Source organism: Shewanella sp. c952, from assembly GCF_019654975.1.
In the GTDB taxonomy this organism is placed as follows: Bacteria; Pseudomonadota; Gammaproteobacteria; order Enterobacterales; family Shewanellaceae; genus Shewanella.
Genome location: NZ_BPEW01000016.1, coordinates 52077 through 64876 on the forward strand (window position 1 = coordinate 52077; position 12800 = coordinate 64876).

Consider the following 12800-nt stretch of genomic DNA (forward strand, 5'->3'; position numbering starts at 1 on the left):
TGGCAGTCAAAAAGACGCTTAATTGGTCTCTTACTAATTGGACTATTGGCAACTCAGCCAACAGTTGCTACTGAATTTGTTGGCTCTTTTGAATGTCAGCAATGCCATCAAGCAGAATTTGAACAATGGACCGGTTCTGATCACGATATGGCAATGAAGCATGCGACAACTTCATCTGTTGCTGCTGACTTTGATACAAGCTTTAGTTATTTGGGTAAACAGAACCGTTTTTTTCGTAAAGGTGATGAATACTGGGTAAACATTGAAGATAGCAGCGGTCAGTTTAATGATTTTAAAATCAGCTACACCTTTGGTGTCAATCCATTGCAGCAATATATGGTCGAGTTTGAAGATGGCCGAGTACAACTTATCCCTTTTGCCTGGGACAACCGTTCCAAAATTGAAGGTGGCCAAAAGTGGTTTCACCTCTATCCTGATAACAGTGCTAAGCATGATGATTTTTTCTGGCAAAATGTCGGTCAAAATTGGAACTTTATGTGTGCAGATTGCCACTCAACCAATGTCAAAAAGAACTATGATTTTGAAAAAAATCGCTTTAATACTACATTCTCAGAAATCAATGTCGGCTGTGAAGCCTGCCATGGCGCGGCGAGTAAACATATATCCTGGGCAGCTAACCAAGACCTAAGGAAAGCTGATAGCAAAGGTTTCAGCAGAGATTTAAACAAGCCCGTTTCACAGTGGACTTGGCAAACGAATGCTCAAGAAACGAATAAAAACTCCAGCACAGCAACGCCCGTCAACAAAGGGCACAGTAATCAACTACAGACTTGTGCACAGTGTCATAGCCGTCGTTTACAAATAAGCGATACAAATCCACTAGTTGATAGTGATTTTGGAGATCGCTACCAACTAAATCTAATCAGCCAAGATCGCTATTATGATGACGGCCAAGTGTACGACGAAGACTATGTTTATGGCTCCTTCTTACAATCAAAAATGCACCATAATGGTGTAGTTTGCAGTAATTGCCATAATCCTCACTCGACCAAATTAGTGCTGCCCGAGAATGCACTTTGTAGCCAATGCCACAGTCCTGCAATATTCGACACCAGTGAACACCATCAACATCCGGTAAACAGCAGCGGCGCCCAATGTGTTAATTGTCATATGCCGCAAACTACCTATATGCAAATTGATAAAAGGCGCGATCATAGCTTTAGTATTCCCAAACCAGCCAACTCACAAAGGATTGGAACCCCTAACGCTTGTAACCAATGCCATCAAGATAAAGATATCGCATGGGCTGCGGATAAAACTGCAAAATGGTATCCATCGTTGAACCAGTATGATGCAAAACATTTTAGTAGTGCATTTGCCGGTGCTAGAGCAGCTCTTCCTACTGCAGGCGACCAATTATCTTATATAGGCCAAGATAATAGCCAACCCGCAATTATTCGTGCCGCTGCCATTGAGCGTTTACAGCAGTATCCCGGCCGTAACGGCGTAGTAGCAGTAGCAAGAGCGACCCGTAACGATGAAGCCATACTCAGGTTTGCCACTATTCAAGGTAGCGCCCCCTACCCCATAGCCGACAGATGGCGCATGCTAGCGCCTTTACTTAACGATAAGGTACTTATGGTGCGTAGCCAAGCTGCTGGTGCTTTGGCGGGATTCTGGCCAGAGTTGAGCCCAGAACAGCAGCGACAATTAAAGCCACCGTTGGCCGAATATATAGAAATATTGAAATTTAATGGCGATCGAGGCTTTGCTAGAACCAATCTCGGCCATCTCTATGCCAATCAAGGTTTACCAGAACAAGCAATTAAAGAGTACAAAGCAGCAATAGAAGTGCAAGCAAATTACGATGCGGCGTATATTAACCTCGCCGATCTGTATCGCGCTCAAGGTAAAAATAGTCAAGCAATGGCAATACTAGAGCAAGGTATGTTGGCACAACCAACATCAGGTTCAATACAATTTAGTATGGCACTGGCATTACTACGTGAAAAACAAACATCAACCGCCATAAACCACCTTAAAACTGCGACGGAATTAGAACCTACCAATGGCCGTTTTTGGTATGTCTATGCCATAGCTATCACTCCAACATCGGTTTCAGAGGCTGGCATGGCATTTGACAAAGCTTATCAAGTCAGTGGCAATCCACAGTACCTTTACGCTCTTTGCGAGTTAATGCTGAGTAATCAAAGCCCACAAGCAAGCCAATGTTTAAAAGAGTTATCAACACGAGTGCCTGCAGAAGCGGTTAATCAGCTGAAAGCTCGCTTTAATTTGAAAGGTGATTAACCCCATCAGAAAGAGGAAAACTGGAATATTTACGAGTATTGCTGTTTTTCTCTCTGGCCTACTATGAGCCCATTGAAATTGTGACTATGGGTGAATTAAGTGAAATTACAAACCGCACTATTAGGCTTTCTAACGGTACCGCTTTTTAGCACTGCAGCTTTCGCTAAAGAACAAGAAGTTCAAGACATGTCCGACCCACTTGCTGTGTATACACAAGTCGGCGGCTCTTACGGCACAAACGGAATTAACTTTAAGTTAGGCAAAACACTTGATACTGGTTCACCTACAGATATGTCGATGATACTTTTTGAAGTAAAAAGCATGTTTGGCGAACACACTAAAGATGAAGGCTCAAGTGCAATGAATCCCGACAAGGCCAATAACGGGATCTCCGAACTTCGCTTTAGAAAGTTTGATGTTGATATGACTAACGGCCGTGGGATCTCTATGGATGTTATCCATAATTTCGACAGCAACTCAGGCACAGCATCCATCGGTATGATCCAAGCTTTACCCAAAGTCGGTTTTTGGCAGGCATTCCCTATTATCGCGGCAGGAGTCCAGTACAATGATGGCTCAATGCATGCAGCCGATGGTGAATCTACTGGTTTACATTCTGACTTTGCCTTTGCAAGTTTCACCTTGTATAACAAGTTTCAGCTAACCGATACCATTTGGGCAAACTACAACCCCGTCTATACTCAAGCCATTTTTGGCGATCAGCTCTACACCGATATCCTACGTGGTAGTGATGGTTTGACCCATGAGTTTGTTTTGAGCTGGCAGATGACACCCAAGCAAAACTTTCGTCTTTGGTATAACACCACTCAGAATAACTTTAGCGACGGTGACTTTCGTTTAGAGTACAACCAGCAATTCTAGCTGGCTAGTCAGTTGAAATCCCCCTTTAAAAACGCCAGCATATTGCTGGCTTTTTATTTATTTAAAACGAGAAGAACAAAGTAATATGCCAATTGCATTATAATTTTGACCATTCAGCGGGAATTCAACCCACAGTGGGCAAGAGATGCATTTACCCCGACAATATTGGCATTCGCCACTCCAAGTCTAAAGAGGGATTGTACTCATCGTTATTCTATACCCGTTCTACTTGAAGGTGCTCGTTCCAGAGGCATTGTGCCTGTTCAATTCTAGGCGCATTAATGTAGAAATGGTTATTCCCTTTTAAATTAGTGCAACAACGAAGTGGGCTGGCACAAAGCCTTCTGCGATGGGCGCTTGTTATATAAAAAGCATGGACTTTACTCCGTGTTATTGATTTTACCAAGGGAATGGCCATTCGTGGCAATCAATGCCGTGATTAAAGTCCATTAAATTCCCACTGAATCCTGCATCTTCAAGTAGCACGGGGATATATCCAATGCCCCTACCCAAGCAGAGAGGGCTCTGAACTAATTAAATATTTAATGCTCTAGGTATGATCTGGTAAAAACACCTGTTTTGATCGCAATGAGTCACGATTCACAAGGGTAGTTTAGCTTACGCTTTATAATCACTGATGTTTATCTACCAACACTAAAATAGTTACTAAGGAGTTAGTGATGCAACCTATCAAAGTCAATTTACACAATGGCAAAGCAAGCAAACGTTTTCATGTGATGAGCAAGCCTATTGGGGCCGCATGCAATATCGACTGCACCTATTGCTATTACTTAAGTAAACAAGACTTACTTGAATACAAGAAAGGTTGCAGCCCGAAGATGCCAGTCGATGAGCTTGAGTCTTACATCAAGCAATATATTGAACAACAAAATACACCTGAGATCATCTTCACATGGCAAGGCGGTGAACCGACAATGCTCGGACTTGATTATTTCAAAGAAGTCGTCCGCTTACAGGCTAAATACGCTCCTAAAGGAGTTTTGATCTCTAATGACCTGCAAACCAACGGCACCCTGCTAAACGATGCATGGTGTTACTTCTTATCTAAACATAATTTTCTAGTGGGTTTAAGTATTGATGGGCCTGAAATGTTCCACAACGCTTACCGCAAAAATAGAGCCGGCCGTGGCACGTTTAAGCAAGTTATGGCTGGTATTGACCTACTGCATAAGCATAAAGTTAATTTTGCAACACTGACTTGTATCAACAAGCTCACTAGCCAGAATCCATTGGCGATCTACCGTTTTTTACGTGATGAAGTTCGCTCGCCTCAGATTCAGTTTATACCAATTGCAGAGCCTGAAACATTTAGGGAAACAGCGCCACATCATTGGCAAAAAGAGCAGTTGCCTCTTTTAGGCAGCAAAGAAGCCCAACCAGGCGAGTTAGGCTCAGTGGTTACACCATGGTCTGTCTCCAGTGAAGGCTGGGGAACATTCTTGTGTACTGTTTTTGATGAATGGATTAAGCATGATCTTGGCAGAGTCAATGTACAATATTTTGAAGCCTGTGTAGAAACGTGGATGGGGAGAACCAACCCCTTATGCACATTAGGATCATTGTGTGGCAAAGGCTTAGCGATGGAGCCTAACGGCGACGTATTTGCATGTGACCACTACGTTTATCCAGAATATAAAATGGGTAATATCCACCAGAAACCCCTCGACCAAATGGCGTTTTCAGCTAAGCAACAAGCTTTTGGATTTGCCAAGAGCCGTAATCTAACAAAACAGTGCCAAAACTGTGACTACAAATTTGCTTGCTTCGGTGAATGCCCTAAGAATCGCTTTGTACGCTCTTATGACGGTGAAATGGGTCATAACTATCTGTGCCAAGGCTGGCATATGTTTTTCAAACATATCGACACTTACATGTGCCAAATAGTCAGTGCTATGGGCTATCAAGTAAGAAAGTCAGTATAATTTGACCTGAAAACCCGGCATAAGCCTAGTGAGTTTATGCCGCTAATCTACTCACATATTTCGAGCCCAATCGACACTCATATTCACTTACCGTACACAGCATTAATATAAAGATCACTGCGCGTAAAAATCAGTAACACCAATAGAATGCAATGTATAGCGAGCGTACTCAAACTCTTGTCGGTCTGATACACTCATTAAGACATATTCAAAGTCCAGAACAGTTCCTTATGCAACGAGCAACGCTCCGCCAAGCCAAATCCATTGATAACGTATACAACAGCGCCTATTGGCACTTAAGCCAACAAGATTTTACCATCAATGAAATTCGCTCTAAGCTTGAACGTAAAACGGATAAGCAAGAGTGGATAGAGACGGTTCTAGCCAAACTTATAGAAAGTGGTTATCTGAAGAGTGATGCTAATTTTGCAGTACGTTATTGTGAAATGGCTTTTGGCAATGAAATCGGCTCAGGTGCCATAAAGCGAAAGTTACAGTTACGTGGCCTTTCGGCTACTGACGTAGATACAGCAATAGAACAAGTGATTGAAGCCCGTCAAATTGATTCCTATGAAATGGCCACCAGCAGGCTCCTTAGCCGATTTGAACACTTTAACAATACCAACAAAGAAAAAGTCTACAGCCAAATGACAACAAAGGGCTTTAGCCGCGCCGAGATCGACTACGCCCTGTCACAACACCCCCAGCGCGAAACATTACGCAGTAAACTTGCCGTAAAGGCGGACAAAATAAACCTAAACTCAGAAATACTAAAACTGTTTAACAAAGGTAAGGGAGAGACTCTTATTTTACAGGAACTAAAACAGCGATTAATTGATGTCAGTGAGTTTGAAGAAATCGTTTATCAATTAGGACTTTCTGGAGATGTCGACTTCTATAAAAGCTGTAAAACAGAATTAGCCAAAAAACGCTATGATTTATCCGACTATAAAGATAAATCCAAAGCCTACGCTTATTTGTCGCGTAAGGGCTTTAGCAGTGATGAAATAAAAGAAGCCATGCGGATAGAAGACGAATAGCAATACCCATATTGAGCCCGACATAATGCCAAGCGTTGGGCTAGAGTTATTATAAAATGCTGATGTGAGAGATAAAAATATGAAATGTTCTGTTTATATTGCCACCAGCACTGACGGCTACATAGCAAGAAAGGATGGCAGCATTGATTGGCTGCATACAGCTGGCAACTCACAAGCAGATATGGGAAGCCACGCCGATATGGGTTTTGCTGATTACATATCTTCAGTTGATTGCTTAATCATGGGCCGTAAGTGTATGGAAACGATTGCCAGCATGGAGCTGTCTCCTGAACAATGGCCCTATGGAGATACGCGCATCATTGTGCTCAGCAATACTATTAAACAAGCTCCTAGCAACTTACAAGATAAAGTAGAAATGTACTCAGGAGATCTAACAACGTTAGTTGCAATGCTTGAAAGTGAGGGACATCAGCATGCATACATCGATGGTGGCACCACCATCCAAGCATTCTTAAACCTCAAGCTAATCAATGAAATTACCATTACTCGCGCGCCCGTTATCTTAGGTGAAGGAATAGCGCTATTTGGCAAGACGGCTACAGATATCAAGCTAATTCAAGCGAGTGCGATTGCGTTTACCAATGATTTTGTGCAAGTGAATTATCAGGTTAGCTATTAGGTGCTAGTTATTAGTTCCGTTTAGCATTCAGACTGCTCTAGCTAGAAGGAACTGGCTAGCAGAATTTAGCTAATAAAACTTATGCCGCAATATATTTAGGACCCACAAATGAATCGGTATTAGAGTTACTTGACGCTTTTATTTGAAATGAACCGCCAATACATAATATAAAACCTACGAGTTTTCACTGACTGCCCAGACTCTGTATTTGGTTTATTAAAACCCCGCTGCCAACAATCAAACAAGCTTTCTTTAGTCAGTCCATAGTTTATCTTCAGCGATTTATTCTCGTTTAACCCATGGGTTAAATCATCTAATGAACCATTTAATAGCCTCAATCTCGGGTTATATGTCGTGCGTTTATTCTTGTCACTATTGCGCCAATATAGGTATTGCTCAGCACGTGCGTAATGTTTACTAATAAGAGTATGAGCGAATAGAATGACCACAGGAAACAACTGTTTTTTAATGCGTTTACTAGCCAAAACCACTGATTTCACCGTTATTGAAAGTAGTACCAGCAACAGTAAACCATAAAGCCAGTAAGCTTTAACAAAGCTCAATGGTGTGTGAGTGACGTGCCACGATAACCCCTTGGCGGTGAGTACAGTTAACTCTTCATCTTTGGTGTTCCACCAGTAAAAAGACAGTTCTGGTAGATTAACTTGGCCACTTTTCTGTACGATATAAGTTTGCTGATAAACCTTGCTCGCGCTGAAATCACCTCGATTCTGACTATCTTCACTCTCTACAGGGCCTCGATAGCCATAAAGCATTTCTGACTTTGAAAGCGGGAAGTCTGGAAACAGCATGGTGCTGCTATCGGTCGCATTGATGGTTAGCGTTCGAGTGATTGCATCCCCAATATTTAATTCACTGCCATTTTCTGGCGTTACTTTTTGTTCAATTGTCACCTTTGGCGCGGCGATATAATGATTTGTATTAGCTAACCTTTCATCAGAAAGTACGACAGTAAAGTGTTGAGGCTGGATATATAACGTTCCTTTAATGCTAGAGCCTGGTTTATCAGCAACATTCACGGTTACCGCTATTTTAGGAACGGTGATAGCGCCTACTGTTTGCGGATAAAGCGTCAGTTGCCACTCCTGCACTGACCATGTTTTGCCATCAATTCGATCGGTGTAGTTATTGGCTAATTTTTTACGTCGAAGTACTATCGTATCATCAACATCAAAAGCACTAATGTGGCTACCACCTGCAAACCATGTATCGGTAGAGATCTGTATATAAAGATCAACTTGCTGCTGCGGAACCACAACGTTAGTTGGCGCTAGTCGAGTGGCTATTTTTAACTTTCCCGCCAGCTGTAATTCATCAATACTGCTGGGCGTTTTTGCCGTTACAGTCCCATCATTACTTGCGAACGCAAGATTAGAAAAGCCACTGATTAAAAACAGACTTCCTAGAATGACCAGCCATACGAAAGTGATAGCTACGACTTTAAATAACGTTTTAAGTGATGCAAAAATTGGAAATAATCTTTCCAAACTCTCATCGTCTATTTGAGTACGTTTGTAGGCTAACATAAGGTGATTCTCATCATTAGTTTGATGTCGATTGCTGACGTTGATTAAGCTGCGTTCTGAATTTTGTTGCCAAAAACCTACTGGGGGAACCTTCTACCCGCTTCATCCATGCTTGAGTTAGCGCATCATCTGCAAGTAATTGTTCAGCGGTATAGGTTGGTTTAATTAGCAATTGCGCCGAGACTTTCTCATCTGCCCCCTCGCCTGTCTGTGGTTCATCACCTAACTCAGTAGAAGTTTCATCTTCAGTGTTGGCTTGGCTGTCACTTTGACGATTTATATCATCAATGATCTTCTGGATTTTGTTTAAATTAGTTTGCGCAGGCTTAAAAGAGGGATACTGCTCCACAACTTGTTGATATAACTGTCTAGCGGCAATGTACTCTCGTTGTTGCGCCAATGCGTTAGCAGCACCAAATAACGCCTCAGCGCTGTCGACTCGCATAAAATAGATATAAGCAGACTTAAACTCTTCTGCAAAATAAAAAGCGCTGGCTTTTCTATAAGGTTTAGTGAATTTCTGCGCCGCTTTGCTGTATTCACCCTTGTTAAAATACCGCTGCCCTTGCTGATCTGGCGTTAACCAAGCGTCAAACCAAAATTGGCTAACTGCTCGCTTGATTCGCTGCAGTTTTTGCTGTTCAGCCATTGGAGTATCCAGTTCCGCAACTTCAGTGGTATCAACAGAATAACCAGCGGCTACACTCTGTTGAGGCACGGTAAGCATTAACATGCCAACAAAGCACCATTGAATGGTCCAGCCTTTACGAAACCATAGTAGAAAAATAGCTACCAAGATAAACACAAGTGGGTAACTCATGTCTTGCCAAGGCTCTGCGCTATCGCTATTGATAATAACGTTACGTTCAATCAATCTATTGATAGTTTCAACATCGCTATTATCGACAGTTACTTGTTGATAACTCCCACCTAATTGGCTAGCCAACGCATGTAATTCGTCTCCCTGGAACTCAATATCGGCTGCGCGCTGATTATCGCCGCTACCTAATACTATTAGCTGTAAGGGCTGGTCATTGGTAAAGTTTCTCTCTTGTTGTGAAGCCAACTCGGGTAGTTTTTTCGGTTGGGTAAAATAATCAGTAAAAGCTTTCTCGCTACCAGTACCTATACCATCGGTTATCCAGAGCACTGTGGCGGATTGAGTTGCAAAATCGCCCTGCGTGAACAGTTTGTCGATCTCAGCTAATCCGTACTCGGCAAACTTACCTTTTCTGGGCATGATTTTTGGTGTAATAGCCTTTAGCAACGGCAGGAATACTGCGTTGTCTTTGGTCAAAGGCATGGCTATATGCGCACTGCCGGAGTAGACAATTAGTGCGGTGTTGCCGCCGTCTCTAATGGCGAGTAGAACGGAGATTTTTTGCTTAGCACGACTGAGTCGGGAAGGCTGTACATCAGTTTGTAACATCGACTCAGATACATCCAATAAGATGACTAAGGGTGCGTTATCCTCTCCAAAAGGAGAAGCTTGTCGCTGCCATGTCGGTCCAGCAGCTATTACTATCGCGATACAAAAACCAAATCCCCAAAATAGGAGCGGCAAGCGTTGTCGCCAGCTTGCATCCCCAATTTTAAGCGCTTTCTCTAAATGTTTTGGAAGCTGCATTTGTTGCTGCTTAACGGCCGCCTTATTACCTAAGTGCACCACGAATAACCAAGCAAAAGGTATGAGCAGCAGTAACCAGTAAGGCCTTATAAAATGAAACTGCGATAACATTGTGCCTATATCCATCACACTTCCCTCGCGTTTACGGCGCTGTTTTCACGAGGTTTGTTAACGTTGAACCGGCGTAAAACAAATACCATAATGTAAGTAACCAGATAAATGCAGAGTGCTGCAGCGACGGGCAAGTAATGCACACTTTGTTTTGGCCGATAGGTGAAGCTAGCAAACTTTGCAGGTTCCAGTTTATTTATCGTTTGATAGACCTTATTAAGCTCTTGTGTCGAAATGGCGTTAAATGCTTTACCACCAGTGAGTGCAGCGACCCCCTCAATCACTTCCATATCCATTGCTTGCTCACCAATCGTTTGAGGATCGCCAATAGCAATAACATGGACTCTAATGCCTTTTTTTGCTGCTATTTTAGCCGCCTCAAGTGGCGGTACGGAACTGTCTGTGTCGTTGCCATCTGTTAGCAATAACACGACTTTATTTTTTTGTGATGATTTAATTTCATCGCTACTCATCACCTTTATCGCTAAGCCTAGTGCATCACCGATGTGAGTACTTTGACCCGCCATAGCCACACGGCTTTCGTCGAGCAATCTTAACCATGAAGCGAGGTCTGCTGTAAATGGAGCTTGTAAATAGGCCGCGTCACCAAATAAAATAAGTCCGAGTCGGTCTCCTTGTCGCTGCTCAACAAATTCATGCAATACGCGCTTAACTGCATCCAACCTTGAAATGCATTCATCTATAATTTCAGTGCTAGAGGTAATTGCAACTCCCTCAGCTGTTTGTTGTTTAGCGTGCAAGGTGAAATCTTTAGTTTCCATCGAACCAGATAGATCTACCACGACCATGAGATCGCGGCCTATTTGCAGCCGTGTTTGCGGTTCGCCAAGAATCACAGGTTGGGTCATGGCTATAACTAACAGTAGCCATACAATAAACAGCGCACATTGCTGCCAGCGTGACGGCTTTAAGTACTGCTTTGCTAAATTAGGTGCTGACTTCAATAGACCAATAATGGTATTAAAAAATGGCACCTTGATTGCAGTCTGTCTGACGCTAAAAGCGGGTAACAAGTAGTTTATTAACCAAGGCAACGGTAGCACTAATACCCAAAGAGGAGAGTTCAATTCAAGCATCAGCATTCTCCTTTTCGCCAACCAAACAACAAGGCAGCTTTGAGCTATGATGCATTAACCAAATACAACACTGTTGTGTCAGGTTTTTCTCAATAGCAATAGCATCTTTAGCCTCTATTTTAGAAAGTAAACTTAACTGCCATGCGTCACCTAATGGTGAATTAAAACGAGTGTGGTGTTCAGCGGTTATATCTAACAACAGCAGTAATGCATGCCCGTCAAGCGCAGCTAAACTAATGTTATTTGCTTGATTATCTGCAATGCCCTTGAGACTGCTCGTTAGGCTTATGTTTGACGGGGCTACCATCGTTGAAGCGCCATAGGCAATTGAAATGGCTTGTTTTATCTCTTTAAGCACTATGGCTGAAAACTCTGCTAGCGGTCTGTCTTTTGCTGCCATAACTCTTTTGACAGCTTGCTTACGGTAGCGATTTTGTAACCAATGCCTAATCCGTATGTAAGAATTTACTGCTAACAGCAAAATCACTACAGATACCATCAGCCACCAGCCCCAAGTTTGCGGTATAAATGTAACTGCGGCAGGAATTTCAATACCGACAAACTCATTCAATTGCAACATTGGATTGCCAAAGCTAAACTCGCTTTGTTCTGCGGCCCATTGAATATAATGAGTGTTCAACACCAATTAGTTCCCCCTGCCTAATGCTGAGCTAAATTGATTTAATTCATTGCCATCGGTATCAATTTCTATCACAGGTAAAACCTGTGTCCGGCTTGCACGATTAAGCACATGGAGTTTCTGCTTAAATTGGTCACTATAGTGTTTATAAAAATTAGGTGATTGGTGATTTATCTGTTTGGGAACCATCGATAGCTGAGCACGACCATCAGTCGCCACTAAATTGTTGATGTGGTGTAGGTCTCGTTCAAGCTGGTCATGGAGATAAATTAAAACAACGTCATTTTTGCGTTGTAACTGCTTTAATAAAATGAGCGACTCATCGTTAAAGCCTTGCCAGTCGCTTACGATGATGATTGTTGAATTACCACTGTTGAACTTATCAAGCTGTATCAAGGTTCTGTTTAAGGAAATGTGGCTCTCTGTTGCAAAACTTTCAGCGTTAAGCCTATGATTAGCATTAATAAGTGATTGGAATAAAGACAATACATTGGTGTTACTACGACGTGGTTTGGTAAAGTGACTTTGATGATCATCGAACACCAAACCGCCAACTCTGTCACCACTTTGTAAAATAGTCCATGCAGACAACGCAGATAACTGAGCCGCAACAACAGATTTCATCGCATGCTGCGATCCAAAAAACATCGAAGCGCGTTGATCGACAACGATCAATGCTTGGCGCTCTTTTTCTTCGCTATAGGCACGAACATGAGGTTTACCCGTTCGCATTGTGGTGCGCCAATCCATATTCTTTACGTCATCGCCATCTTGATAATGCCTAAGCTCTTCAAAGTTAAGCCCGCGACCACGTACTTTAGAGTAGTGGCGACCTGCTTGGGCACTGGTTCGGAATTGCCCAAGTTGAAAAGATAGTCTTGAAGCTGCAGGCTTTAACGCTACCAGGGTTTGCAATTCACAATAGATACGAGGATCTAACGATTGCGGCTTTAAATCACTTTTCGTAATAGCTTTGTGCATCCGCTTAGTTTGAACATTCAC

At 42.6% G+C, this 12800-nt stretch carries 10 protein-coding genes; 5 read left to right on the forward strand and 5 right to left on the reverse strand.

What is annotated here, in order from left to right; all coding sequences use genetic code 11:
* Nucleotides 1–45: 45 nt before the first annotated feature.
* The 5 genes from K5R16_RS12200 (at nucleotide 46) to K5R16_RS12220 (ending at nucleotide 6776) form a co-directional block, all read left to right on the forward strand.
* Nucleotides 46–2271, forward strand: a complete 2226-nt coding sequence (locus tag K5R16_RS12200) for a multiheme c-type cytochrome (protein WP_259649861.1) — start codon at nucleotides 46–48, stop codon at nucleotides 2269–2271.
* Between the two features lie 99 nt (nucleotides 2272–2370).
* Nucleotides 2371–3153: a hypothetical protein gene (locus K5R16_RS12205; RefSeq protein WP_220737841.1), complete on the forward strand. Its 783-nt coding sequence runs from the start codon at nucleotides 2371–2373 to the stop codon at nucleotides 3151–3153.
* Nucleotides 3154–3833: 680 nt separating this feature from the next.
* Entirely contained in the window at nucleotides 3834–5096 is a 1263-nt protein-coding gene (locus tag K5R16_RS12210; RefSeq protein WP_220737842.1) for an anaerobic sulfatase maturase, read from the forward strand.
* A 230-nt stretch (nucleotides 5097–5326) separates the two neighbouring features.
* Nucleotides 5327–6136 (forward strand): RecX family transcriptional regulator, encoded by an 810-nt coding sequence (locus K5R16_RS12215; protein ID WP_220737843.1) that lies wholly within the window; start codon nucleotides 5327–5329, stop codon nucleotides 6134–6136.
* Between the two features lie 79 nt (nucleotides 6137–6215).
* Nucleotides 6216–6776, forward strand: a complete 561-nt coding sequence (locus K5R16_RS12220; RefSeq protein WP_220737844.1) for a dihydrofolate reductase family protein — start codon at nucleotides 6216–6218, stop codon at nucleotides 6774–6776.
* A gap of 125 nt (nucleotides 6777–6901) precedes the next feature.
* Here the strand turns inward: K5R16_RS12220 and K5R16_RS12225 are convergent, their stop codons facing one another.
* The 5 genes from K5R16_RS12225 to K5R16_RS12245 are packed head-to-tail and all read right to left on the reverse strand — an operon-like array spanning nucleotide 6902 to nucleotide 12800.
* Nucleotides 6902–8323 (reverse strand): hypothetical protein, encoded by a 1422-nt coding sequence (locus K5R16_RS12225; protein WP_220737845.1) that lies wholly within the window; start codon nucleotides 8321–8323, stop codon nucleotides 6902–6904.
* Between the two features lie 16 nt (nucleotides 8324–8339).
* Complete coding sequence (locus K5R16_RS12230; RefSeq protein WP_220737846.1) at nucleotides 8340–10076, reverse strand: VWA domain-containing protein; 1737 nt, start codon at nucleotides 10074–10076, stop codon at nucleotides 8340–8342.
* The gene (locus tag K5R16_RS12235; RefSeq protein WP_259649862.1) at nucleotides 10076–11158 is read right to left on the reverse strand and encodes a VWA domain-containing protein; all 1083 of its coding nucleotides are present in this window, start codon (nucleotides 11156–11158) and stop codon (nucleotides 10076–10078) included. Before K5R16_RS12235 ends, K5R16_RS12230 begins: the two co-directional genes overlap by 1 nt.
* Nucleotides 11151–11801 (reverse strand): DUF4381 family protein, encoded by a 651-nt coding sequence (locus K5R16_RS12240; protein WP_220737848.1) that lies wholly within the window; start codon nucleotides 11799–11801, stop codon nucleotides 11151–11153. Before K5R16_RS12240 ends, K5R16_RS12235 begins: the two co-directional genes overlap by 8 nt.
* Before the next feature lie 3 nt (nucleotides 11802–11804).
* Nucleotides 11805–12800, reverse strand: coding sequence for a DUF58 domain-containing protein (locus tag K5R16_RS12245; protein ID WP_220737849.1), 996 nt, complete (start codon nucleotides 12798–12800; stop codon nucleotides 11805–11807).

What these genes read in the sequence shown, in the direction of transcription:
- K5R16_RS12210 (WP_220737842.1), top strand. Translation starts at nt 3,834, where the DNA reads ATGCAACCTATCAAAGTCAATTTACACAATGGCAAAGCAAGCAAACGT.
- K5R16_RS12220 (WP_220737844.1), top strand. Translation starts at nt 6,216, where the DNA reads ATGAAATGTTCTGTTTATATTGCCACCAGCACTGACGGCTACATAGCA.
- K5R16_RS12215 (WP_220737843.1), top strand. Translation starts at nt 5,327, where the DNA reads ATGCAACGAGCAACGCTCCGCCAAGCCAAATCCATTGATAACGTATAC.
- K5R16_RS12235 (WP_259649862.1), bottom strand. Translation starts at nt 11,158, where the DNA reads ATGCTTGAATTGAACTCTCCTCTTTGGGTATTAGTGCTACCGTTGCCT.
- K5R16_RS12225 (WP_220737845.1), bottom strand. Translation starts at nt 8,323, where the DNA reads ATGTTAGCCTACAAACGTACTCAAATAGACGATGAGAGTTTGGAAAGA.
- K5R16_RS12230 (WP_220737846.1), bottom strand. Translation starts at nt 10,076, where the DNA reads ATGGATATAGGCACAATGTTATCGCAGTTTCATTTTATAAGGCCTTAC.